Below are 23,224 nucleotides of genomic sequence, written 5' to 3'. Positions count from 1 at the left end.
ATTTACTTAAGCTCTTTTGCTCTATAATCATTGCCGAATCACTATGAAACAAGCCAAAAATTTATTTTCAAACCAGGCAAAAGAATATAAACGTTTTAGGCCAACTTATCCGAAAGCTCTTTATCAGCGTATTTTGCAAGAAGTAAAAGATAAAGATCATGCCTGGGACTGCGGTACGGGAAACGGACAAGTACCTACAGAATTAGCCAAGCATTTTACGACTGTAACTGCTACCGATATTAGTCAATCGCAATTAGACCAGGCAGAACCTAGTAGCAATATAACGTACCAAATTTGCCGGGCGGAGCAAACTAACTTCAGTAATGATTCATTTGATTTAATTACGGTAGCTCAAGCTATTCATTGGTTCGATTTTAAGGCCTTTTATCAGGAAGTAACTCGGGTAAGCCGACCGAATGGCTTGCTTGCGGTATGGGGTTATGGATTATTGCAGTTCGAGGATAAGGTTAATCCTTTAATTTCTCATTTCTACCGCGATGTAACCGGCCCATACTGGGATACTGAACGACATTACATCGACGAAGCTTATCAAACTATACCATTTGAGTTTCCGGAAATAGCAGTTGAGGAACACTTTGCTATTAAACAAGACTTTACTTTAACCGAATTGGGTGGGTATTTAAATACCTGGTCCAGCATTCAAAAATACCAAAAAGTGAATAACTCCAATCCTATTAAAGAATTGTTGAGCTCCCTGGAAACATATTGGCCAGAAAATACTCGAAAAACCGCTACCTTCCCAATTTTTATGCGCTTAGGAAGAATTCTAAAATAATTATTAAGTTATGCCTTGATATCTAACCTTTTATAGAGTTTTAATAAAGTAAGTTCATCAAAATAAGATCTCTTCAATTAATAAATTTTTTATAAAAATGCTTTGCTCAAACAGTTGGGCAACTATTAAATCTAAACTTTAAAATCTTATTCGCAGTAAGTTAAAATTAATAAGGTTTCCTTTACTCAATTCTGTAATTTTACTTAATTAATTTATCAAAGACAGAAGTAGCTTTAATTCTATGGAAGCATCCGCTTTATTTGCCCGTTTCGAAGAAAATTTAAATACGATTCTTTCTATTTTGGAAACCAACAAAGTAGATATTAGCCGCACCCCCTTTGAGTCGGTTATACCGTTAGAAGTAACCCGCCTTTGCGAAATCTTAAACACGGCTGGCGAACATTTCTCAGTTTCCGGCAACGACCTGCAAACTTTATTCAATTTCCGGGAACAATATATGCAACATAGTCAAAGCATTTCTGAGGCAATGGTTAAAATCCTGAATGACAAAAAATCATATATGAAAACCCCGGAAGGTACAATACTTACGAAAGAATTACTTATTCGCCGGTTAGAGTATATTAATGAAATAGCCCGCACGCTTACTGTAATGTTTACCCAACAACAACTTGGCAGTCCTTTGCAATATAAATACCCGCATTTACAACAAGGATAACACGGTTTACCGTAAAAGAAAAGCCTAAGCGCAGTTGATGAACAAACTGAGCTTAGGCTTTTTTTATGGCTAGTATTGTAGGTTAACTCCTGCTACTTGTTTCGTAAATAGTATTTAAGATAACTTATCTTCCCCGGCTTTTACATGAATCCAGTTATTCCTACTGAGCTACGTACAAATCGTTTATTGCTTCGCCGCTATCAAGACTCCGATGCTCCTGACTTTCTAACTCTGCTTATCACAAACCAGTCCCGGTTATCACTGGCTTTTCCGGGGCGAGTAGAAATGAATAAAAAACTGAAAAATGCTGAATATTTTGTCCGGCAAATGAGTACCGATTGGCAATTTAAAAAAGTTTTTGAATTTGGCATCTGGCTGTTAGATACCAACCAATACATTGGCGATATTGCTCTTAAAAACTTAGAAAAAAGAGTACCTAAAGGAGAGATTGGTTATTACCTCGACGCAGCTGCGGAAGGGAAGGGGTACGCTTCGGAAGCATTGCGCGCTATTACTGTTTTTGGTTTCGAAACAATAGGCCTAAATAAGGTATTTATTAAAATGCCGGTTCAGAATGCACGAAGCTATCGCTTGGCCGAGCGCTGTGGTTTTATGCGCGAAGGGTTACTGCGGCAAGATTTTCGTTCCGATGAAAAAACTGGTTTGGTTGATGTCTATTATTACGGGATGACCCTAAGCAACTATCAAAATTTGTATAACAAACCAGAATAAAAAGTAAGTATTCACCTGAAAAACAAAAGCCAACTGAAAATTCAGTTGGCTTTTGTTTGTTGAACAAAATATAAATCAATTAACCAATGGCCACCCGCTTAAATTCACTTACGGTTAAACCTTTGCTGGTTTTATCTAATAACTGAGCAATTGTTAAAGACGAATCTTTCACAAATTCCTGGTTTAAAAGAGTATTATCTTTGTAAAACTTATTCAGTTTACCCATGGCAATTTTTTCCAGCATCGCCTCTGGCTTACCTTCGGCGCGAGCTTGCTCTTTACCAATTTCAATTTCGCGGGCAACTGTTGCCGCATCTACTCCGTCTTTATCTAAAGCTACTGGCTTCATGGCGGCAATTTGCATAGCAACGTCTTTACCTACTTCTGTTACATCAGTGCCATTCGTATTTTTTAAGCCTACCAATACCCCTAATTTACCATTAGAGTGATTGTACGCTACTACTTTATCAGCTACAACTGTCTCATAAGTCACTACGTCCAGTTTTTCTCCAATTTTACCCATCAGGTCGGTAATATGCTCTTGCAGCGAACGGCCATCAGCCTGTGAAGTAGCTAATAATTCTTCTTTTGTTGAAGCATTAGTGGTTACAGCTGCTTCCAATATTGATTTTGCTAAATTCTGGAAATCAGCCACTTTAGATACCGGTTCAGTTTCGCAGGCAAAAGCGATAACTTTACCAGTGGTCCCGTCGGCACTTACTTGCGTTAGAACAACGCCTTCAGAAGTAACATTGTCAGCACGCTTACTGGCAATTTTCTGTCCGGCTTTACGTAAAATATCTTTAGCTGCTTCAAAATCACCGTTTGCTTCGGTAAGTGCTTTTTTGCAGTCCATCATACCTGCTCCGGTTTCCTGACGAAGTCTGTTAACGTCTTGTGCTGTAATAGCCATTCTTTTATTTAGTTATGAGTTAAAAGTTATTGGTTAAAAGTTAGAAGCTTATACTGGTATAAATTCTTAATTACTGCTTCCAACATCTGTATATGGATTAAAAAAAACTGAACATCAGAGTTGGTTATCCGATGTTCAGTTTGCTAGGGCATTTTAGAAAGATAAATTATTCAGCCGCAACTTTTTCAGCAACGCCTTCTTCTTCCGAACGTTTTCTTTCTGTTTCTTCTTTATCTACTTTTCTTTCTGATAAACCTTCTTCGATGGCTTTACCAATTACTCCCACAATCAGGGAAATAGATTTGGACGCATCATCGTTAGCTGGGATCGGGAAATCAACTAATTCTGGGTTAGAGTTAGTATCCACAATCGCAAAGATTGGTAAATTTAATTTTTGAGCTTCTTTAATCGCGATGTGTTCGCGTTTAACATCTACAACAAACAAAGCTGCTGGCAGACGAGATAAATCAGCAATACCACCTAAAACCCGGCCTAATTTTTCGCGCTCACGTGATACCATTAAGCGTTCGCGTTTTGCCAAGTTCGCATAAGACACGTTATCTTTGATCATTTTATCGATGGTCGACATTTTTTTCAAAGACTTGCGTACTGTTGCAAAATTGGTTAACATACCACCTAACCAACGATCGGTTACGTAAGGCATTTTCAGGCGTTTTGCTTCTTCTGCTACAATATCCTGAGCTTGCTTTTTGGTAGCAACGAACATAATTTTACGACCAGATTTAGCAATTTGGCGAATAGCTGCCGCTGCCTCATCTAACGAAACTATGGTTTTATTTAAGTCAATAATATGGATACCGTTCTTCTCCATGAAGATATACGGAGCCATTTTCGGATCCCATTTACGGGTAAGGTGGCCAAAGTGCACACCTGCATCCAATAATTCTTTATAATTAACACTTGCCATTTTGATACACCTTTTAGATTAACGTTTAGAGAACTGGAACGAGCGTCTGGCTTTTCTTTTACCAAATTTCTTCCGTTCCACCATGCGAGGGTCACGGGTAAGAAATCCTTCTTTCTTCAATCCCGGACGGTTATCGGCACTTTCTGAAACTAATGCTTTAGCAATAGCTAAACGAATTGCTTCGGCCTGGCCGCTTACACCGCCACCTTTTACGTTGGCTTTTACGTCGTATTTACCTACTTGATTCAGCGTTTGAAACGGCTGATTCACGATGGTTTGCAGTACTTCACTCGGAAAGTACGCTTTTATATCTCTATCGTTAATAGTGATATTCCCTTGCCCGGCCGTGATATATACACGAGCCACCGAGGTTTTTCTTCTACCAGATGTATTGAGAACTTCCATTAATTAGTATTTAGTTAAGATATTTTTACTTGTTTTGGTTGCTGGGCTTCATGTGGATGCTCAGCGCCATCGTACACGAACAGGTTACGGAATTGCTCCCGGCCTAAACGGGTTCTAGGCAACATACCACGCACTGCTCTTTCTACTACTTTAGCAGGAGTCTTTGCTTTTAACTCGCGCACAGTGGTTTGTTTCTGGCCACCCGGATAACCTGAGTGCGTTACATAAACTTTGTTGTCTAATTTTTTACCAGTTACCCGTAAATTGGCTGCATTTACAACAATAACGTTGTCGCCACAGTCGGCATTGGGAGTAAAGGAAGGCTTGTTCTTGCCTCTTAAAATGTTGGCTACCTGGCTGCAAACGCGGCCTAGGGTGGCGTCTCCGGCGTCTATCACTACCCAACCTTTGTTAGCGGTCGCTTTATTAACTGATAGCGTCTTATAACTTAAATGATCCATTTGTGTGCTTTTAAAGCGATTTAGATGTAAATTTGTTCTTCTGTTTTCAGAAAATGAGCACAAAGATAGAAGCATTAGTTTGCAATTGCAAACTAAATTGCTATTTATCTGTAGATAACAGGATTACTCTGTTTATTCTTTTATGTTACTGCTAATTAACAGTACCTTATTCAGGTTTAAGTTAATCCATTATAGTAACTATTTATTAAAAAAAGCTCCGTACTGAAATATTAGGTATATCCGTACAAATACCTACTCTTTTTATAACCTGAAAGAATACAGGTTAACTTTCCAGCGATTTTTACGTATTACTTGCAACTGTTTAAATAGGAGCAGTCTTTTTGAATTAACTGCGTAATGTATATTGTAATTAATGAACTGGAAAAAGATGTTTTAAGAGAGATTATTAACATCAGTTTAGCTCGTGCGGCAGATTCTTTTGCTGATTTTTCTCGTAAAGCGGTGTTATTAGCTGTTCCAGAAGTAAAAATTATTGAACCCCGCGTTTTGCCGGATGTAATTGATGAATTTGAAGACGAATATCAAATTATTCGTTCGGAAATTGAGGGGGAGCTAAACGGTAAAACTTTTTTACTTTTTTCTGAGGATCAAGTAGAAAAGCTGGCTGAGGCTTGCTTAAATAATAGTTCACAGATAAATATTAAAAGTAAAGAAACTTTATTGCTCACTATCAGCAATATTATTACGCAGGCTATTGTAGATGAATTGCACCATCTGCTCCAGCTTAAGCTACAGGCTGGTTCTCCGGAGGCATTATTTGAAAACGAGCAGCTACCTATTTCTTACATTTTAGAAGATCTACCAGCGCATCAACCATTTGTAATAGCCATTAAAACACAGTTTCAAAAGCTGGTAAATCCATTAGAGTTGCCGTTACTTATTGTATTTCACGCTAATTCTGTTTCCAAGTTGTTACATATTCTTCGCCAAACCAATCTTTACGATTTTAAATTGTTGCAAGACAAAGATTAGGTAATTATAGGTTTTAACCGTTAATCAGGAATATTGCTGTAACATTTTAACCAGTACCTGAAAATCCTTCGGGTAAGGGGCTATTATTTCGGTTGATTCGCCATTTAATAAAGTAAATCCTAATTTGGTGGAATGCAAAGCAAATCGCTTAATAAATGGCTGTTCTTCAGTATCTTTGCTTAAATTAAATTTTCTTTTCAGGTCAGATAAATAAACGTGCGCCCCACCATAAAGCAAGTCGCTAACAATAGGGGCATTTAAATACGCTAAATGAAGCCGGATTTGGTGCATTCGCCCGGTTACGGGTTTACAAGCAACAAGCGTGTGCTTAGGATATTTTTCGAGAGTAGTAAAATACGTTTCGGAGGGTTTGCCTTTATACGCTAATTTAGCGGTACCTTTTAAACCGGGCTGAATAGACCGGTCTACTAACTTTTCCTCGAACTGGTGTACTCCCCAAACAATTGCGTGGTACAATTTAGCTACCTCCCGGTGCTCAAACTGCATGGATAAATGCCGGTAAGCTTCATTATTTTTAGCTAATGCTAAAGCACCAGATGTTTCTTTATCCAGTCGGTGGCAAACTTGTACATCCGTAAAGTATTGGCGGGCCAGTTTTAAAACATTGGTAGTGTGCAAAGCCCGGTCTTCGAGAGTTGCTAAAAAGGGTGGTTTATTAATAACAATATAATCGTTGTTCTCAAATAATATTAAATCTTCAAAAATCGGATATTTCATAAAAAATTATGCTGATCAGCCAGGAGGCTAAAATAAGTTTACCTCTGCTACGCAGATTTTGGTAAGAAGTATTAGGTTAATCTAAAAAAGTAAAATGGTAAAGCAGTTTTTAGTTAACCTATAACGTAGTTAGAATTTTACCTACGTTACAGGTTGTTTTACTTTAGGTTTTGATAATTTAAACCGCAGCGAAGTACCTTTACCTAATTCGCTGCTAATAAAAATGGTTGATCGATGCGCTTCTATGATGTGCTTTGAAATAGCTAAACCTAAGCCAGAACCACCACTATCGCGCGAACGACTTTTATCAATGCGGTAGAAGCGTTCAAAAATACGGGGTTGGTGTTCTTTGCCAATTCCAGGGCCATCGTCGGCAACGGTAACTAATACTTTACGTTTTCCGTCGAGCAAGGCTACCCAAATATTGCCGTGCTCGCTCCCGTATTTTATAGCATTGTCAATCAAATTTATTAAAACTTGTTTTATGCGAGTACGGTCGGCGTAAACCATTATTTGCTCGTGCCCGTTGTGTTGCAGGTGCAGGTTAATATTTCGGGTTTGCGCTTTAGCATTTAGCTCATCAAAAACTTCGTGACATAGCGAAAGCATGTCCATGGCATGCTTATTCATTTTCACTACTCCTTTTTCAAGCTGCGAAATACTAATTAAATCTTGTACCAGGGCATCCAGGCCATCTAAACTTTTTGCTGCTTTCTTTAAAAATTTATCCCGTACTGCTTCATCATCCATTGCCCCATCTAACAAGGTATGAATAAACCCTTGAGCCGCGAAAATGGGCGTTTTTAGCTCGTGCGAAACATCGGCTAAAAATTCCCGGCGGAGTACTTGCAGCCGCTTTAGCTCGTCTATTTCCTTTTGTTTCTGTTCGGCCATAAATAATATTTCATCCTTAATCCGCTTTAACGGATCAGGCCGAAATAAAAACTTATTGCTCATTTTCCGGAATTCTTTACGCTTAATGTGCTCTAGGCCGGCGTAGATATTATTAATTTCTTTAAAGATTAATATCTCAAAAGAAAAATAAATTAGTAAAAAGCAAGCCGAAAAAGCAATGGCCAAGGTTAGCACCCGCACCCGAAACGGCAGATAAGGGCCAAAGAGTAAGCCCGCTACAATAACCAGTGATACCGCTCCCGAAATTAAGAGAGCAATAGTGCGGGAAGAAATGCCCATATACTTTAATCGGTGTTAAACTTGTAACCGACGCCTTTTATTGTTTTAATGTGCTCTTCGCCGATTTTTTCGCGTACTTTCCGGATGTGAACATCTACGGTGCGGGCAATAACGTAAACGTCGGTGCCCCATACGTTATTCAGGAGTTCTTCGCGGTTAAATACTTTATTGGGAGTGGCCGCCAAAAACGATAGTAGCTCAAATTCTTTTTTAGGTAAGGTAATTCTTTCCTCGCCTTTAAAAACCGAAAAACTAGTCCGGTCAATGCGAATGTCACCTATTTCTATTACCTGATGATCGTCGCTGGTTTGCTGGTTATCGCGCCGTACATGAGCGGCCAAACGGCTTAATAAAGCTCGAGGCTTAATGGGTTTCGTAATAAAATCATTAGCGCCAGCGTCAAAAGCAGCTATTTCCGAAAATTCCTCGGATCGGGCCGTTAAAAATAAAATATACGTATCCCGAAATTCCGGCTTTTCTCGCAAATGCCGACAGGCGGTAATGCCATCCATTACTGGCATCATCACATCCATCAAAATAATATCGGGGTTAAATTTAGCGGCGGTATCTAAGGCCTCTTTTCCGTTCTCGGCACTGGCAACTTCGTAGCCTTCTTTAGCTAAATTGTATTGCAACAACTCGGTAATATCCGGATCGTCGTCAACTACCATAATTTTGTACTGATTTGTATTCTGCACGTCTTTATTGGTTAAGTATGTGGTTGTGTTAACAAGTAAGCGGTGAGAATAAATTTACTATTTAAAACAGGTAGTCTCTGATTTCGAAGCAAAGATAAAGGAATTCGCTAATTTTAGTACAACCCAGCGAAGTACTTACCTTTTTTCTGTGAAAAGGCTCAAAACTTTGTAGAAATTAACAATAAAGAGGTGCGTATGCTTACTTTCTTATTGGTTACCGGCCGTATTTAACCGGTATTTTAAGCCTCTGTATTCGTATAAATCTACTTTTACTGCCCCAACGAGTAAGTCGGCTTTAATTAAAACCGGAATTTTATTTTTATCATCTGATAAATAAATGCTTACTGAATTTTCTCCGGCAAACAAATCTGTACTGGGCATTCTGGGTACTAGTTTAAAGGCCCTAAAAGAGCCTGCTTTGGTTTCAACGTTTTCGCGGCCTTTATAAATCACTTGCATGTCGTACACTTTCTTGTAAAAATATCCTTTAATCCGGATAACATCGCCTACCCGGTATCGGTCAAAGTTTAATGTACGCAAATAATAAAAGCCACTCACTACATCTTGCACCTTATCTGGCACTTTTAAGTTTAAGGTTTGCTTTGTTTCTACGAGTGCCGTATGATCTTTATGATTAAAGGTTACGTTCTCTTTTTTCCGGTACCTACCCTCCTCCACGTTCCGGTGATACTTTTGGGGTATAATTAAGCTGGTATCAATATAGGACCGCCAGGTATCGCGAATACGAATAAAAAAATCGAAAGAGCCAACTGTTTTGCCAAATACATTGGCTCTGTAGCAAGGCCGATCGTTTACCCTATGAATTTCTGGTGCAATTTCTATTTCTGCTTCGGCAGCATTAATTAAGCCATAATGTACTTTGTATTTTAAGGTTTCACCGGTAGTAAAACTTGGTCGCTCTGCCGGATAATCGAGGGGTTGTTGTATTATGAAGCCAGATATAATCACGAATACTATGATGACAGCCAAGTATATTTTGTTCATAAAAGCCGGAATAAAATGTACTTGTAGCAGTTACTTATTTAGCATTTTTATAGACTACAAGTAAATGTATAACGAATTTTGCTTATACGTATTGGTTTACAATACTTAAATTCATAAAAAAAGGTGCCAAAATAGGCACCTTTTCGTTTTAAAATTAAAATTTACTATTCATCTCCCAACATGGCGGCGGCTACTTTTTCAGGCTCACCTTTTATCATATTCCGGATTTTCGTTTCAATTTCTTCCATTAAACCTTCGTTATCGAGCAGTAAATTCTTTACAGCATCGCGACCCTGGCCTAATTTTTCGCCGTTGTACGAGAACCAAGAACCAGACTTTTGAATAATGCTTAACTCTACGCCTAAGTCCAGGATTTCGCCCACTTTAGAAATTCCCTCGCCGTACATAATATCAAACTCTACTACCTTAAACGGAGGCGCTACTTTATTTTTTACTACTTTCACTTTAGTACGGTTACCAGTTACATTATCGGCACCTTCTTTAATTTGGCCAATACGACGGATGTCTAAACGTACCGAAGCGTAGAACTTTAGCGCGTTACCACCGGTAGTAGTTTCAGGGTTACCGAACATAACACCAATTTTTTCGCGCAGCTGGTTAATAAAAATACAGCAGCAACCAGTTTTGTTAATGGTGCCGGTTAATTTCCGGAGGGCCTGGCTCATTAAACGGGCTTGTAAACCCATTTTGCTATCGCCCATATCGCCTTCCAACTCGCCTTTTGGCACTAATGCCGCAACGGAGTCGATAACAATAATATCAATAGCACCAGAAGAAATTAAATGGTCGGCAATTTCCAAGGCTTGTTCTCCATTATCGGGCTGCGAAATTAGTAAATTAGTAGTATCAATACCCAATTTCTCGGCATAGGCCCGGTCGAAAGCATGTTCGGCATCAATAAAAGCGGCTAATCCACCTCTTTTTTGCGCTTCGGCAATGCAGTGTAAGGTTAAGGTTGTTTTACCGGACGATTCCGGACCGTATATCTCTACAACGCGGCCCCGGGGCAAGCCCCCGATTCCTAAAGCAATATCCAGTCCAAGGGAGCCTGTGGAGATAGCCGGAATATCTTCTACTTTATTATCGCTCAATCTCATAACAGTACCTTTACCGAAGGTCTTGTCGAGTTTGTCCATGGTTAACTGGAGAGCTTTTAATTTTTCGTTGTTTGCACTCATGTTAGTGGTTTTAATAATTGCTTATTTTTAGGTGAAATTACAATTTTTTGCGCCAACTTGCAAGCATTTTAGAGGGTAAGTCACCCTGTTTTTCGCTATCAGGAAGGTATAAATTAAACAGATAACCGGTACTTTTTGTGCCATTTACCTGCACTATTTTATGTGTAAATACCCGTTTTTTTCTATTCTTTTCAGTCTATTGATTATCAGCCAGGTACACGCCCAATTAAATAATTCGGCGCTGGAATACCGGTTGGCGGTGAAGCCAGAATATAACCAAAATTTCAGGATTGGCCTGAATGCTTTTGGGTTTACGCGCAACAACGAATATTTTAATGATATTGCCGATGGGTACACTCTCTTTGGATATCACTTCAATCCTAAGCTGGTTTATTTTCCGGCAGAATTTGTGCGCTTGGAAGGAGGGGTTTTTCTTTGGCAAGATTTCGGAAATAACCGTTTCACGCAGGTACGACCCACCTTTACTTTGAAAGTTCAAAAGAAAAATTACGCTTTGCTGTTTGGGAACCTGGAAGGAAACCTGAACCACGGCTACATTGAACCACTCTATAATTTTGAAAAAGTAATTAATGATAACCTCGAAACTGGGGTGCAATTCTTGTTAACCCGCGAACGCACGAAATTAGATGCTTATATAGACTGGGAGCGCATGATTTACCCGCGCGATCCGTTCCGGGAAGAAATTGCCGGTGGCCTAACTCTGGAACATACTTTATGGCAAACAGATAGTGGCTGGCGATTAGGCTTACCCTTGCAATTTACCGCTCAGCACAAAGGCGGCCAGATTGACTCTAGCGATTTGCCTTTACTTACCGTTTTTAACGGCGCTACCGGCTTTAACCTGGAAAAAAAGCTACATACCCGTTTCTGGCAGAGTTTGTATACTAAAAATTACTACGTGGTAAATAAAGAATTTTCGAATGTACCGCAATTAGCGTTTGAGCAAGGCCACGGCTTGTATTTAAATGCAGGCGTGCAAACCAAACTGGCAAATATTATGCTGAGCTACTGGCACGGGCAAAATTACGTAGCCGAAAAAGGCGGACGTTTATTTCAGTCGGCAACAACCTCGTTCCTGCATCCGGGGTATCTGGAACCAGACCGAAAATTACTAATTCTACGCGTACTAACCGATGTTAAGTTATTAGACAACTTGTTTTTGACTGTACGTTTCGAGCCGATTTATGATTTTCAAAATCCTAGATTTGAGTTTTCGAATAGTTTTTACCTGCACTACAACACCGATTTGTTTGTTAGTAAGGTAAAGCAGTAATTTTTAAATTTTTGGAGCTGGTTCTATCTCTATTAAACTTATACTGGCGCCAGTGTTTAGCGCAGCGACACTGGTGCCTTTTTGACAAGAGCCAGTCTCCTGACTGGTGAATGTGCTTCTGTAACTCTTTTTATTGTTATTCTTTGGAGCCGGTTCCCGTCTCCAGGCTCAGGTGCTAACTTATTTGAACCGGCTGAGTTTACCTCGTGGCCGGCGGGCCTCGTTTGGCTCTTTCGGGAGGGTCTAAGCTTCCTTTCCTACTGACGTCGGAATTCTGCTACGCAGAACCGGAACCTTAGAAGGCCCTCAACAGCCAAGCTGGTGTCATTTGTTCTTTGCTACTGTTTTGCCTAAACAATTAAGATAACCAAATAATTCTTTTATAAAAATTGGTTAGAAAAATCAATCTTAAATTCTCGTAAGCAATAAAGTAAAAAAGCATAGTGAACGTAGAACTTAGAACCTGCTACTTACAACTGTCTTTTATCTTGTGTCTAAAATCTTTATACTTATGTCTCGATACTTACTACTCCGTTATAAATCGATTCTCTAACAATTGTTCCTGGCGGAAGTAAGTAATTTTAAAGTCCGGGTTAAAGCGGACGCGGACGGCGGCCTTAGTTTCCTGCTTTTGATTTTTAGATTTACGAAACGCCGAACCGTTTTCCAGATAAGTTAGTTCGTAGCTGTTGTTACCCATACTTACTACTTCCATAGAACCTGCCTGAATACTGCTTTGCCCATTTAAAAACTCCGGGAAGTGGTAAGTATTAATATTTACGTTGATAGCTGCCGGCGTGGTGTTCGATAAGGTATAATACCGTTCTACCTGGGGAGCAAAGTAATTAGCTGCTTCAAAAGGTGCCTCCTGAATATCAGCGTAATAAGCGTTTAATTTCTCCTGTGCTTTCCGGATAACTTCAGTTTTATCGGTGAGTAACCCGGCGGTTGCTGTATTAACTGTTTCGTCAGGAGTGGTAATTGTTTCGCTAGTTGTTTCCGGTGTAGAAGCAGAGGAAGTTGTAGTTGTACTATCAGAACCCGCTACTGGAATTCGATCGGAGCGGTTGGAAAGAATTTCGGTTGAATCGCCTGGTGATTCTTCTTGCGAAGCATCAGGTATTATTTCTTCGGTATCTGGGCCCGATTTACTGGTTAAACGTTCGGATTGAGGCTTGTTAAAAAACTGATAGGCCAGCAAACCCAATAATAACAAAGCGCCCAACACAGCTAGAGAAATTAACAGCCAATCTTTTTTGGGAGCAGGTCTTACTCCCATCGGCGATTCTTCTTCATTATAAAAATTTTGCTCAACCACCGGTGGCTCCGCTATAGGTGGCTCAGGAGTTGCGGGTCCGGTAGGATATATTATTCTGGTTTCAATAGGATTAACCGCTTCTGGCGAAGAAGACATAATTGGCGCTGGTTCGGGGATAGGTTTGGGTTCTTCGGGAGTGGAAGATCCAAAAATAATGCGTTTTTTAAGTGCGTCGTATTCTTCCGCAGTAATTGCGCCCGAATCGTATAATGTTTTAAGTTCGTTCAGCGACCGAATTGTGGAATTTTCGTTATCCATGCTTTTTTAAATCTCAAATCGTTTTTTAGCTATTACAGTTAAAAAACTGTTTAGAGCTACATAATCTACTTAAAAGCGATTTTCTAATCTGCCCGCTCCTGGGCGGCCATTAAGTTTTGGTGCATTTGCCCAAACAATTCAACGGCTTCGTTAATAAAAGTTTCGTCTAAAATATGTTTTAAACCTTCATCACCCAATACATCCGTTTCGCTAATTTTATACGTTTGTTCATAAGGCCCTCTTTCGAGCTTAATCAGGAATTTTCCGTTCCAGGCAAAAACAGTTATTTTAACTGCTGCATGAGGTATTTCAGCAACTACGCGCATTTTAATCTTGTGTGAATAAGTGGTTAGTTTTACGTTAAACGTACTACGTTATACGTTTTTAATTTAAATGATACAATTGAGAATGAACGTAAAATCTAAAACTTACAACTTTTTAATTTTACCAAAACTGCTCAATTGTTTTTAACCGGTGATTTTCGTTTATCTTGTAAGTTCGGCTACGACTGGTACGGGTAAGCAACTGTCCGGCAATAAAAGCGCCAGCCGTATATTTTAAAAAAGTAAGAGTATTATCACCAGGTTCTTTATCTAAAAGGTAATTTCCGGCACCTATAACCGAGAAAAATAATCCCCCGTTTTTTAGCAATCGGCCCAGAAACTGAAGGCCCGAAGAAACAGTACTGGTATTTGCTAATTTTATTTTTCGTATATCCCGCAGTGGAATTTCAGTATCCCACATAACTATAGAATGCTTTTTAATATTAGTAATTTGATCGGAATAACGTTGTTTTTCGCCGGTTAGCTTAAAAGTAATTTTATTGCCGGTGTAAAAACGAATCCGGCTCACTTTACCAGGCTTATCTAACACCATAAAATACTTTACTTCCTTTGGGTTTATTTTTTCCGAAGATAAAATCTGAATCGAATCCGTGGTTTGGCTAAAGCACATGAAACTACTTAACAGTAATTTAATTGCCAGTAAAAATATTATTTTAGCCATACTTTATAATTTGAAATTCATGAGTAAGGAGTCCGCAATCCGAACAAAAAAAGCATCCTTACTTAATTTTAATTTTAAAATTACTCCATATGAATGCCCATTTGCTGCATCAGCTTACTGGCATTAAAGCTATTACACACCCCAGGATGCAACTTATAATCGAACAGAATTTTATCGTCTTCAATGGTACTGTTAAACGAATAATTTTGAATGTAGTCAGGGTTTTCCTCTTCCATATTTCCTAATTCTAAATCGTGGGTCGAAACCAAACCCGAGGCATTTTGTTGGTGCAATTGCCGGATAAGTGCTTGCGCTCCCAGGTGCCGGTCGTGAGAGTTGGTTCCTTTTAGAATTTCATCCAGAAAATAGTAAACCGGGGTGCCGGTAACACTTAAATCAATCAGCATTTTCAACCGTTTCAGTTCAGCGTAAAACGACGAAGTGCTTTCAGCCAGGTTATCTTCGGTGCGCATAGCGGTATACACCTGCGCCGGGTACGCCCGTAACCGCCGGGCACAAACGGCCGATCCGGCAAAGGCTAGTACCAGGTTAATCGCAACCGTGCGCAGGAAAGTACTTTTACCCGACATGTTAGAACCTGTAATAATTAGCGTTTGCCCTGCACCCGTCATCGCAAAACTATTGGTAATCCGGTTAGTTACAAAAATAAGCGGGTGACCCAAGGCCTCGGCTTGTACCTCAAATAATTGCTCACTTAAAACAGGATGCGTATACGAAGGATTTGCATATTGAAAAGCGGCTAAACTCGTAAGGGTTTCCGTTTCGGCCACCACTTGTAAAACGGGATCAAGGTTGGTAGCCATGTTCTTTTTCCAATTCTCGAGCCGGTACATCCAGAAGTAATCCCACATTAAAGTACTGTTCAACAATAAATTCATGTACACATTTAGGCGGGCCGATATGTATTCAATAATAGAGGCGAGTTCGTTTAAATAATTAGATGCAGTTTTCTGTTTAATATGTAGTTGTTGTTGCAGTTCCAGCAATTTTTTGGCTTTAAAAGAATGTGCTTCGATGTGCGTAAGCAATGCCGTATAACTTTTAAGTATTTCGTACATGCCGCTGCTTTTCTCGTAGTATTGCTCCCGGAAAACGGCGTAACGTACGTTTAACACATACTGGCATATCATTAAGCCAACCACCGGCGAATAAGTAGGTATTGCATCCAGCCACCACGCTAGAATAGCTCCTAGGGTAAATACCGGTAAAACAAAAATTAAAATTTTCAGCCAGAGTTTATTTTTATAAAAATCGGGTGCGTGCAGCCACTCGAAGAACGGCGAAGAATCTTGCCTTTCTTGTTTATAGTGCATGGCTTTGGCTTGTAGTTCTTGTCGCCACGCTAGTTGGGGAGCTAACTCGGCCACTGCTTCTTGCCGTTCTCGGATTACGGTAGTTTTAGCTGGTGTTTGCAGCCAGCTTGCCAGCTTATCTTTCCCGATAGCAGTAACGGCCCGATTTAGTAATTGAAACAAAGAATGTTTTCCAAAAATATCCAGGTCGGAAGTATATAAATGCTGTGGATTAGCGTAGCGTTCGCCGGTATCAAAAGAAGTTAATTTGCCCTGCAAACGATCTAACTCTTCGCTGTTAATGCGTTTTAAAAAGGCATGATGGTATTGTTTATACCGTAAGCGCTGGTGCCAACGCATTATAACAATAAATACAATGTAAAATAAAAACAACCCAACCCAGGCGGCGGAATTTAAATCTTGCCGGAAAAAATAAACCACACTGCTTACTCCGGCAACAAAAATTGCCAGGCGTAACCAGCCAACCTGGCTGCACTTTTTTTTATAATTTAGTTCTTGTAGAGTATTTTCTTCGGCTAAATTTCTAAAAATTTCGGGGGGTGATGGTTGTATCATTCCGGAGATGGTTTGGTGCACAAAGTAACAACACTTTTGCGAAAGAAAACGAGCAACAAAGGAAAGTTCTTATAAGTTGAGGATTTATAAATTGCTGGTATTATTTGCTGATTAAGTAAGCGGACCAAATTAATTTTAATATTTGATGTTGGACAGGTAGTAAAAAGGCATAGACATTCTATTACTTAAACACAAAAATCTACCAGCTAATACCATGATACTTATGTCTCTTTTCTTAAAAGTTTTTATTAGTAAGCCCTTCTCAAAAAAGCCTGATTTTTACTTTGTTTTAAAGTTTACCTTATAGATTTCAGCGCATTCTTTTTAGTTGCTTCTGTTATAAGTTTTAGGTGTAAATAATTAATAATAGGTTAGTCTGGTTACCACAAAACTTTGTTGAAATTCTTTTTGCCACGGGATTGTAACTTATATTTACTTATTCAATTTTGCTAAATCTTATAAATTTGAGTTCTGCCATCCGGAAGATTATTCATATTGATATGGATGCCTTTTATGCGTCGGTGGAGCAGCGCGACCATCCGGAACTACGCGGAAAACCAGTTGCCGTTGGAGGCTCCCGAGCGCGCGGAGTGGTAGCCGCAGCCAGTTATGAAGCCCGCAAATTTGGCGTTCATTCGGCCTTAGCCTCGCGCATAGCTGCCCAAAAGTGCCCGCAATTAGTTTTCGTAAAACCCCGGTTTGAAGTATACAGCGCCATCTCCCGCCAAATTCGCGAAATATTTTACCGGTATACTGATCTGGTAGAACCCCTTTCTTTAGACGAAGCTTACCTCGATGTAACTGAAAATAAAATTGGTATGCCTTCAGCTAGTATAATTGCGAAAGAGATAAAAGCGAGCATTCTGGCCGAAACTGGTCTAACTGCATCCGCCGGAGTATCTTTTAATAAATTTCTAGCTAAAATTGCCTCCGACATGAACAAACCCGATGGTTTTACCCTTGTTACACCGGATAAAGCAGAGGCCTTAGTAGCCAGTTTAACTATTAATAAGTTTCATGGCATAGGCAAAGTAACCGCAGCAAAAATGCAGCAACTAGGCATTACTACTGGCGCCGATTTACGGGAACGTTCCGAAGAAGAATTGGTGCGGCATTTTGGCAAAACCGGGCATTACTATTACCGCATTGCCCGCGTGCAAGACGACCGTCCGGTGCAGCCGCATCGCATTCGTAAATCCATTGGGTCTGAACGCACTTTTGACGTAGATTTAATTGAAGAAGAAGACTTACTGGAGCGTTTGCATTTTCTGGCGCAAGAAGTAGCCCAGGACATGGCCCGTCTGCAAACTTCGGCCAAAACCATTACCTTAAAGTTGAAGTATTTTGACTTTACCCTCCAGACCCGCAGCAAAACTTTACTCAGCTACCTAAACTCTACCGATGCTATTTTTACCATTGCCCGCGAACTACTGCGTACTCCAACTCTACCCCTGTTCCCCGTGCGTTTATTAGGTATCTCGGTTTCTAATTTACTTTATCCGCACGACCAGCCGGCTTCTTACCAGCTTACCTTTGATTTTTAGTAAAAAATCTGCCTCAACGAGATTTTTAAGCAGGTTTGTTAAAAATTTACTATTCTGCCCAAACCCCCATTTTTCCCATTTGGTAATCGCGCATGGCTTGCATAATTTCAGCTTGGGTATTCATCACGAATGGTCCTTGGGCAACAACCGGTTCATTGTAAGGTTCGCCGTGGCCTAGAATAAGGGTAGTGTTTTCGGTAGCTTCCAGTTGAATTTCTTTGCCATCGTTGTTAAATTGTATTAAGTTATGCGTAGTAGCACTTTGGCCATTTATGTTAACTATACCGCGTACCACGTAGCATAAAATATTCCGGCTTGCTGCAATTTGTGCTGTATAAGTTCCCCCAACCTGGAGTTCTAAACGGGCAATTTGAATATCTGTAAGCGAGGGCACAGATCCTTTGGTACCGGCCCATTCTCCGGAAACAGCGTGAATAGTAACTTTACCTTCATCCAATGTTATAGCTGGAATTTCTGCCTGCTGCAAACCAACGTAATGCGGAGCGGTCATTTTAAGTTTGGCTGGCAAATTAAACCAAAGCTGAATAACTTCTACGTTGCCTCCGTGTTCTTTAAACTCTTCCGACGAAACTTCCGCGTGAATTAGCCCTCGGCCCGCCGTCATCCACTGGATGCCGCCCGCCCGAATTACACTTTCACCGCTACCCGTATCGCGGTGCACCAAATCACCGTCCAGAACAAAAGTAAGGGTTTCGAAACCACGATGCGGATGTGGCCCAAAAGGAAGCCCCCGGTTAAAAGGCGGATATACCTGCGGCCCGTGATGATTTAAAAATAAAAAAGGATCCAGGTAATCAATTTGGCTGGTAGGTAAAGCCCGAAAAGTAATTAAATCGTGAATAGGAGCAGAAATAGCTTTATGTATTTTTTTGATGGTTCGCATACAGAATTTAGGTAAGGAATTTTCTTAGATTTTGAATTTTGCCGTTTATTAAAGGCTAGCTTATTTTGAAATTTAGTTTCAAAATAAGTTAGCCTTTATTTGCTCTTAGTTATACCTAAATGCCAGCCTCTGGTTACGAGTACACGAAACAGATATTTTCTATTTTCTTTTAGTACCAATTTAACAAGTAATACGCTTAGGTAGAGAAACAAAGGTAGATAAATAATCCCTTGCATCTGGTTGTAGTAATATCGGCTTAAGATGGTTAAATAATCTTTTACTAAATTTTTATCGGTAGATATCTTGTTACTGGTTTTAGCTCGCAGTATGTCAAAGAAGCAGTCCACCAAATGAATTTCAGGACAAACCATAGGTAGTTTTTGCCGGGCGGGAAGCTCTAACATCAAGGCTTTAGAAGTAAGTAGGCTAGTTATCATTAATACCGTACCCAAGGTTTAAGATAAGTAAACTATTAAAAGCAAAAATCGGTATATTGTTCTTTAAGTAAGTTATCAACTGAGCTATGTCTACCCAAACTGAAATACTGGAAGCCGTAAAGAACGGGGATATTGCCAAAGTACAATCATTGCTAAAGGCCGATCCGGATTTAATTTATGCTAAAACCGATAATCAGATACCTTTAGTATTATTAGCTACGTACCAGCGCAATCCACGTTTGTTGGAAGTTATATTAAGCAATTCTAACTACGAACTTGATATTTTTGAAGCGGCTGCTTTAGGGGTAAACGAACGTGTTCAAGAATTACTTAATAACCAAGCTGATTTAATAAATTCTACTTCGCCGGACGGATTTAGTCCTTTAGGTTTAGCTAGTTTTTTTGGTCATGCCGATACGGTAAAATTATTAATAGAAAAAGGGGCCAACGTTAATCAAGCATCTAAAAACGACTGGCAAGTACAACCATTGCATTCGGCAGTGGCGGCCCGCAGTCTGGAAATAGTAACTTATTTATTGGAAAATGGCGCTGAGGTAAACACCCAACAGCAACACGGTTTTACTCCCTTGCATGCCGCTGCTCAAAACGGCGATGCCGATATGATTAAGCTTTTACTGGAACATAAAGCAGATATTAACGCCACTACGAGTAGCGGAGAAACTGCTATGGATATTGCCCTTAAATGCAAACACACGGAAGCCGCTCATATGTTTGTGGCCGGTTAGATATTTGATCTTTTAGTAAATAAAATTACTTTTTGTGCCTTTCCTGAATTACTTACGTAGCAGATTTTTATTGAAAATCATCCTGAATAAACAGCTTTAATTAAAGCCATAACGGACCTGTACCCGAATGTCTTCTCTAATATGGCCTTTCATTTCTTCTAAACCAGATCCAATCGTTGCCTGGTGACGGTAATTCGTGTTAGAATATTTTACCCAGAAATCGAGGTTTGAATTAGCTTTAAACTGTGCTACCAAATAATAATGTGCTCCTACCCCACTTAGAGCTGGCACCGAAAAGGCATATAATACATCCCGTTCAATGGTATATTGCCGGTTATCATAATCATCGGTGTCAAATAAACCGTAACGGGTACTCAATTGCCATCTTTTTAGATTAAAACTAACATCCTGAGCCATAAAATACCCTTGAGTAGTTTTACCTGCTAATGTAAAAGTACTATGCTGAATCCGGGAGCGTAAATTGATTTTCGGGCTGGGAGTATAATCCAGATAAAGTAAATAATTTTTCCGGGTAGCCTGGCTTACAAAATCTATTTGTTGGTTAAGTAAAGAAACATTACGGCCTTTGGTTTCCGACCGGAATTGAACATACAACAAAGTCGTTTTAGTTGGTCGGTACTGTAGTCTTACTAAACTTTCATTTCCGTTTGAAGGAGCATTTACCCGATATTTAAGCCACGGAAAAACAAAGGCATCGTAATAAGCAGTAATTTCCCACGGAGTTGTTGGTTTTACTTTTAAGCCGAAATACCATCCTTGTTCATTATTATTCCGGGTACTTTCGCCAAAAGCATTTCCGTGCAAGGAATGAAACTGCCGGCTATAATTTCGGTATAGCACCGAGGCTTCCAGACGAGCCGATAAACTTGCTAAAAGGCCATTAACGGTTCCCCAACCACCAGAAGACGAGTAAGCTGTTTCGCCAAAGAAATTTAAGTTTTGCCAATTATAAGAATAATGAGTACCCAAATTGGTAAGTTGTTGTCCGGCAAACTCAAACTGATTATAAGCCCGGGACATTGGTTGTATGGCCACATTGTAAACAGTGCGTAAAGCCGTTATGCCCATTGTAAATGGCTGATTTGGTGCCCGGAACAAAAGATTACTCCCTATTACTTGCTCTTTTACCTGATGTTTCGAAGAAATTTCTGTAAGCGTTCGGTGGAAACCCGTAGCCTGAATAGATGAAAAAGAACTTTCTTCTGTTCCGAAGTCTGCTTCAAGTGTGTCTAATGCACTTTGTACATTGCCATCTACTTTTTTATTTGAATAAAATGTTGTTAGTTCCCATTGCTGCCAGGTATAAGTAAAAGCGGCGCCCCGGAAAAATGCTGCTTCTAAAACAGATGTGTAAGGCCGGATACCCAAATTACTTCGGCGTAACGTAGTAATGGTTTCGGCACCTTTTCCTACACTAAAGCCACCAGCCAGTAAAAGTCCCTGGCCAAACTGAAGCTGATAATCGCCCAATGCCAAAGCTTTAAACTTACCTTGATTGTATAACTGCACATGCGCCGAGTAAAAATCCAAACCATAGCGTTGGGTATTCGGGTCCCAGATAAGTTTCTCACCGGCATCTTTTTCCGCGGTAAAGCCTACGCTATAATCCCGGGCATGACTGTTACGGTACCGGATTAAATATTTATCCGGCGATCCTGAATAACGCGAGGCAACTCTACCGGTACTGCTGGTATCTGCAAACGAATAGCCTTTTTTCTGCTGCATCGTACGATCGTAACGAACCAGGAAGTATTGGTTTTGTTCCTGGCGCATTCGCAACCAGAGTGGCTTTAATTGGGTTAACAGGCTACCATCCGGAACGTCTACAAAGGGCAAGAGCTTATAAATAGTAGGCACATCGAACCCAGGGATGGCTTGTAGTTCGTAAAGATTTACTAAAGGGCTATTTTGTCTCCTATATTCAAAGAAGCTATTTACCTGTGCCGGCGACAAAATAAACAGCGATTCCAGTTCTTCGCGGGTAGTTTGATTAAGGTTAATGGGCTGCTGATAGTATTGTAAAAGATTTTCGTAAATATCTTCGTACATCAGATCTGAATTATCGGGCTGCGCTATTAGTTCCTGAGCAAATAATTCTAAGTTCAGGGCGGGGCGAGCCACATTTTGAGCAGAGGTAACAAAACTTTTAACTACCAGAAAAGTAAATAGCACTGAGGCCAGCCACTTTTTATTGCCTAATTCCATTTATACGCAATAGCTAATTGGTGCAGGTTACCTAAGATGCTCTGTCGGCCGTAAGCATAATCGAATTGTAGCTGCTTCGCCTGAAAGCCCGTTCCAAAGGAAAATTGTTCGGTGGCAGTACTTATTCCGGCCCGTAAGTTAAGTTTAGCAATTAATTTATATTCCAGTCCTACTTTCACATTAACCGGATACTCTAAATGCTTTTCGGCTTCTGTTACTAAAAGCACCGAAGAAATAGGCTGGTAGGATAAGCCGGCCCGCATAACCGTTGGTAAGCGCTCATCTGTATAGGCTGCGAGTTTCGCTTGATTAATATTGAAAATTGAGGCCGCAAAAATTAAGTGGGGAATTACCTCGGATTGACCACCCAGAGAAATAGCCACTGCTCGCTTACTTCCCACTTCTTCTATGTGAGTCTGAAGTATATCTGCTTTTACACCAATGTTTACATTACCTAACCGATGTCCGAAACCAATACCTAAACGTTGCTCATTGTACCACTGATCACCAAAACGAGATAAGTCTATCCCAAAACCACCCTTTTTATTAACCGGGCAGACAAACTGCAAACCAACAGTGGTAAAAGCGGCTACATTAAACCGGTTCTCCGCAAAAATTCCTATTTCGGGCTTTTTTAAAGATGCTATTCCTGCTACGTTATTCCGGATAGACCAAACATCAGATAAAGTAACCGCCGCACCAGCTAAACCTGCCGCCCGGGCACCTATGGGAAAAGGCTCGTGTGCGGCTAAGCTGGTAAGGGTAGTAAAAAGAAAAAATGTATAAATTAGAAAACGAGTAAAAACAACCATGCAGTATTTTAAAAATTGCTATCTAAAGCCTTTTATTCAAGTGCTTTAATAAG

The 23,224-nt window shown here is 40.0% G+C and carries 24 protein-coding genes; 7 read left to right on the top strand and 17 right to left on the bottom strand.

Features of this window, described 5'->3' with window-relative positions; all coding sequences use genetic code 11:
- The first annotated feature begins 43 nt into the window (after positions 1–43).
- The 3 genes from HUW48_RS04270 to HUW48_RS04260 all read left to right on the top strand — a co-directional run bounded on the left by HUW48_RS04270 (position 44) and on the right by HUW48_RS04260 (position 2,204).
- Positions 44–796, top strand: coding sequence for a class I SAM-dependent methyltransferase (locus tag HUW48_RS04270; protein ID WP_182414491.1), 753 nt, complete (start codon positions 44–46; stop codon positions 794–796).
- Between the two features lie 241 nt (positions 797–1,037).
- Entirely contained in the window at positions 1,038–1,472 is a 435-nt protein-coding gene (locus HUW48_RS04265; RefSeq protein ID WP_182414490.1) for a hypothetical protein, read from the top strand.
- Positions 1,473–1,616: 144 nt separating this feature from the next.
- A complete protein-coding gene (locus tag HUW48_RS04260; RefSeq protein WP_182414489.1) occupies positions 1,617–2,204 on the top strand; it encodes a GNAT family N-acetyltransferase in 588 nt (195 codons plus the stop codon).
- Between the two features lie 79 nt (positions 2,205–2,283).
- On the opposite strand, the gene tsf is transcribed toward HUW48_RS04260, so the two are convergent.
- The 4 genes from tsf to rplM all read right to left on the bottom strand — a co-directional run bounded on the left by tsf (position 2,284) and on the right by rplM (position 4,911).
- Positions 2,284–3,117, bottom strand: coding sequence for a translation elongation factor Ts (tsf, locus tag HUW48_RS04255; RefSeq protein WP_182414488.1), 834 nt, complete (start codon positions 3,115–3,117; stop codon positions 2,284–2,286).
- 166 nt (positions 3,118–3,283) lie between these two features.
- A complete protein-coding gene (gene rpsB, locus HUW48_RS04250) occupies positions 3,284–4,045 on the bottom strand; it encodes a 30S ribosomal protein S2 (RefSeq protein ID WP_182414487.1) in 762 nt (253 codons plus the stop codon).
- An 18-nt stretch (positions 4,046–4,063) separates the two neighbouring features.
- Entirely contained in the window at positions 4,064–4,450 is a 387-nt protein-coding gene (rpsI, locus tag HUW48_RS04245; protein WP_182414486.1) for a 30S ribosomal protein S9, read from the bottom strand.
- Positions 4,451–4,464: 14 nt separating this feature from the next.
- Entirely contained in the window at positions 4,465–4,911 is a 447-nt protein-coding gene (gene rplM, locus HUW48_RS04240) for a 50S ribosomal protein L13 (RefSeq protein WP_182414485.1), read from the bottom strand.
- A gap of 357 nt (positions 4,912–5,268) precedes the next feature.
- Between rplM and HUW48_RS04235 the strand changes: the two genes are divergently transcribed.
- Positions 5,269–5,904 (top strand): chemotaxis protein CheC, encoded by a 636-nt coding sequence (locus tag HUW48_RS04235; RefSeq protein WP_182414484.1) that lies wholly within the window; start codon positions 5,269–5,271, stop codon positions 5,902–5,904.
- 24 nt (positions 5,905–5,928) lie between these two features.
- Here the strand turns inward: HUW48_RS04235 and HUW48_RS04230 are convergent, their stop codons facing one another.
- The 5 genes from HUW48_RS04230 to recA form a co-directional block, all read right to left on the bottom strand.
- The gene (locus HUW48_RS04230; RefSeq protein WP_182414483.1) at positions 5,929–6,642 is read right to left on the bottom strand and encodes an RluA family pseudouridine synthase; all 714 of its coding nucleotides are present in this window, start codon (positions 6,640–6,642) and stop codon (positions 5,929–5,931) included.
- 141 nt (positions 6,643–6,783) lie between these two features.
- Positions 6,784–7,836, bottom strand: a complete 1,053-nt coding sequence (locus HUW48_RS04225) for a sensor histidine kinase (RefSeq protein ID WP_182414482.1) — start codon at positions 7,834–7,836, stop codon at positions 6,784–6,786.
- A 5-nt stretch (positions 7,837–7,841) separates the two neighbouring features.
- Positions 7,842–8,534 (bottom strand): response regulator transcription factor, encoded by a 693-nt coding sequence (locus tag HUW48_RS04220; protein WP_246343689.1) that lies wholly within the window; start codon positions 8,532–8,534, stop codon positions 7,842–7,844.
- Positions 8,535–8,741: 207 nt separating this feature from the next.
- Positions 8,742–9,539, bottom strand: coding sequence for a DUF3108 domain-containing protein (locus tag HUW48_RS04215; RefSeq protein ID WP_182414481.1), 798 nt, complete (start codon positions 9,537–9,539; stop codon positions 8,742–8,744).
- A gap of 164 nt (positions 9,540–9,703) precedes the next feature.
- Positions 9,704–10,738 (bottom strand): recombinase RecA, encoded by a 1,035-nt coding sequence (recA, locus tag HUW48_RS04210; RefSeq protein ID WP_182414480.1) that lies wholly within the window; start codon positions 10,736–10,738, stop codon positions 9,704–9,706.
- Positions 10,739–10,898: 160 nt separating this feature from the next.
- On the opposite strand from recA, the gene HUW48_RS04205 reads away from it, so the two are divergent.
- Positions 10,899–12,032, top strand: coding sequence for a hypothetical protein (locus tag HUW48_RS04205; RefSeq protein ID WP_246343688.1), 1,134 nt, complete (start codon positions 10,899–10,901; stop codon positions 12,030–12,032).
- Positions 12,033–12,558: 526 nt separating this feature from the next.
- Here HUW48_RS04205 and HUW48_RS04200 read toward each other — a convergent pair.
- From HUW48_RS04200 to HUW48_RS04185, 4 genes are all read right to left on the bottom strand, one after another.
- Complete coding sequence (locus HUW48_RS04200) at positions 12,559–13,608, bottom strand: SHOCT domain-containing protein (RefSeq protein WP_182414479.1); 1,050 nt, start codon at positions 13,606–13,608, stop codon at positions 12,559–12,561.
- An 83-nt stretch (positions 13,609–13,691) separates the two neighbouring features.
- Complete coding sequence (locus HUW48_RS04195; RefSeq protein ID WP_182414478.1) at positions 13,692–13,934, bottom strand: hypothetical protein; 243 nt, start codon at positions 13,932–13,934, stop codon at positions 13,692–13,694.
- A gap of 118 nt (positions 13,935–14,052) precedes the next feature.
- The gene (locus tag HUW48_RS04190; RefSeq protein WP_182414477.1) at positions 14,053–14,613 is read right to left on the bottom strand and encodes a hypothetical protein; all 561 of its coding nucleotides are present in this window, start codon (positions 14,611–14,613) and stop codon (positions 14,053–14,055) included.
- 80 nt (positions 14,614–14,693) lie between these two features.
- Positions 14,694–16,502: a MutS-related protein gene (locus HUW48_RS04185; RefSeq protein WP_182414476.1), complete on the bottom strand. Its 1,809-nt coding sequence runs from the start codon at positions 16,500–16,502 to the stop codon at positions 14,694–14,696.
- A gap of 464 nt (positions 16,503–16,966) precedes the next feature.
- On the opposite strand from HUW48_RS04185, the gene dinB reads away from it, so the two are divergent.
- Positions 16,967–18,046: a DNA polymerase IV gene (gene dinB / locus HUW48_RS04180; RefSeq protein WP_394368452.1), complete on the top strand. Its 1,080-nt coding sequence runs from the start codon at positions 16,967–16,969 to the stop codon at positions 18,044–18,046.
- 49 nt (positions 18,047–18,095) lie between these two features.
- Here the strand turns inward: dinB and HUW48_RS04175 are convergent, their stop codons facing one another.
- Together HUW48_RS04175 and HUW48_RS04170 are read right to left on the bottom strand one after the other, a co-directional pair.
- On the bottom strand, positions 18,096–18,950 hold the full coding sequence (locus HUW48_RS04175) for a pirin family protein (protein WP_182414475.1): 855 nt from the start codon (positions 18,948–18,950) through the stop codon (positions 18,096–18,098).
- A 95-nt stretch (positions 18,951–19,045) separates the two neighbouring features.
- Complete coding sequence (locus tag HUW48_RS04170; RefSeq protein WP_182414474.1) at positions 19,046–19,402, bottom strand: hypothetical protein; 357 nt, start codon at positions 19,400–19,402, stop codon at positions 19,046–19,048.
- Between the two features lie 71 nt (positions 19,403–19,473).
- Here HUW48_RS04170 and HUW48_RS04165 point away from each other — a divergent pair, with 71 nt between their 5' ends.
- Positions 19,474–20,133: an ankyrin repeat domain-containing protein gene (locus HUW48_RS04165; protein ID WP_182414473.1), complete on the top strand. Its 660-nt coding sequence runs from the start codon at positions 19,474–19,476 to the stop codon at positions 20,131–20,133.
- 96 nt (positions 20,134–20,229) lie between these two features.
- Here HUW48_RS04165 and HUW48_RS04160 read toward each other — a convergent pair whose 3' ends face one another.
- Together HUW48_RS04160 and HUW48_RS04155 are read right to left on the bottom strand one after the other, a co-directional pair.
- The gene (locus HUW48_RS04160; protein ID WP_182414472.1) at positions 20,230–22,359 is read right to left on the bottom strand and encodes a ComEA family DNA-binding protein; all 2,130 of its coding nucleotides are present in this window, start codon (positions 22,357–22,359) and stop codon (positions 20,230–20,232) included.
- Positions 22,350–23,171, bottom strand: a complete 822-nt coding sequence (locus tag HUW48_RS04155) for a PorV/PorQ family protein (protein WP_182414471.1) — start codon at positions 23,169–23,171, stop codon at positions 22,350–22,352. The genes HUW48_RS04160 and HUW48_RS04155 overlap by 10 nt, the downstream gene beginning before the upstream one ends.
- Positions 23,172–23,224 lie beyond the last annotated feature (53 nt).

The sequence above is a fragment of the Adhaeribacter radiodurans genome (genome assembly GCF_014075995.1).
Classification (GTDB): Bacteria; Bacteroidota; Bacteroidia; order Cytophagales; family Hymenobacteraceae; genus Adhaeribacter; species Adhaeribacter radiodurans.
Note: the sequence above shows the minus strand (reverse complement) of the source record. Positions and strands in the feature narration are given on the sequence as shown.

What these genes read in the sequence shown, in the direction of transcription:
- HUW48_RS04230 (WP_182414483.1), bottom strand. Translation starts at nt 6,642, where the DNA reads ATGAAATATCCGATTTTTGAAGATTTAATATTATTTGAGAACAACGAT.
- HUW48_RS04195 (WP_182414478.1), bottom strand. Translation starts at nt 13,934, where the DNA reads ATGCGCGTAGTTGCTGAAATACCTCATGCAGCAGTTAAAATAACTGTT.
- HUW48_RS04225 (WP_182414482.1), bottom strand. Translation starts at nt 7,836, where the DNA reads ATGGGCATTTCTTCCCGCACTATTGCTCTCTTAATTTCGGGAGCGGTA.
- HUW48_RS04265 (WP_182414490.1), top strand. Translation starts at nt 1,038, where the DNA reads ATGGAAGCATCCGCTTTATTTGCCCGTTTCGAAGAAAATTTAAATACG.
- HUW48_RS04185 (WP_182414476.1), bottom strand. Translation starts at nt 16,502, where the DNA reads ATGATACAACCATCACCCCCCGAAATTTTTAGAAATTTAGCCGAAGAA.
- HUW48_RS04215 (WP_182414481.1), bottom strand. Translation starts at nt 9,539, where the DNA reads ATGAACAAAATATACTTGGCTGTCATCATAGTATTCGTGATTATATCT.
- HUW48_RS04190 (WP_182414477.1), bottom strand. Translation starts at nt 14,613, where the DNA reads ATGGCTAAAATAATATTTTTACTGGCAATTAAATTACTGTTAAGTAGT.
- recA (WP_182414480.1), bottom strand. Translation starts at nt 10,738, where the DNA reads ATGAGTGCAAACAACGAAAAATTAAAAGCTCTCCAGTTAACCATGGAC.
- HUW48_RS04155 (WP_182414471.1), bottom strand. Translation starts at nt 23,171, where the DNA reads ATGGTTGTTTTTACTCGTTTTCTAATTTATACATTTTTTCTTTTTACT.
- HUW48_RS04260 (WP_182414489.1), top strand. Translation starts at nt 1,617, where the DNA reads ATGAATCCAGTTATTCCTACTGAGCTACGTACAAATCGTTTATTGCTT.
- tsf (WP_182414488.1), bottom strand. Translation starts at nt 3,117, where the DNA reads ATGGCTATTACAGCACAAGACGTTAACAGACTTCGTCAGGAAACCGGA.
- rpsB (WP_182414487.1), bottom strand. Translation starts at nt 4,045, where the DNA reads ATGGCAAGTGTTAATTATAAAGAATTATTGGATGCAGGTGTGCACTTT.
- HUW48_RS04160 (WP_182414472.1), bottom strand. Translation starts at nt 22,359, where the DNA reads ATGGAATTAGGCAATAAAAAGTGGCTGGCCTCAGTGCTATTTACTTTT.
- rpsI (WP_182414486.1), bottom strand. Translation starts at nt 4,450, where the DNA reads ATGGAAGTTCTCAATACATCTGGTAGAAGAAAAACCTCGGTGGCTCGT.
- HUW48_RS04175 (WP_182414475.1), bottom strand. Translation starts at nt 18,950, where the DNA reads ATGCGAACCATCAAAAAAATACATAAAGCTATTTCTGCTCCTATTCAC.
- HUW48_RS04270 (WP_182414491.1), top strand. Translation starts at nt 44, where the DNA reads ATGAAACAAGCCAAAAATTTATTTTCAAACCAGGCAAAAGAATATAAA.
- HUW48_RS04235 (WP_182414484.1), top strand. Translation starts at nt 5,269, where the DNA reads ATGTATATTGTAATTAATGAACTGGAAAAAGATGTTTTAAGAGAGATT.
- HUW48_RS04205 (WP_246343688.1), top strand. Translation starts at nt 10,899, where the DNA reads ATGTGTAAATACCCGTTTTTTTCTATTCTTTTCAGTCTATTGATTATC.
- rplM (WP_182414485.1), bottom strand. Translation starts at nt 4,911, where the DNA reads ATGGATCATTTAAGTTATAAGACGCTATCAGTTAATAAAGCGACCGCT.
- HUW48_RS04165 (WP_182414473.1), top strand. Translation starts at nt 19,474, where the DNA reads ATGTCTACCCAAACTGAAATACTGGAAGCCGTAAAGAACGGGGATATT.
- HUW48_RS04200 (WP_182414479.1), bottom strand. Translation starts at nt 13,608, where the DNA reads ATGGATAACGAAAATTCCACAATTCGGTCGCTGAACGAACTTAAAACA.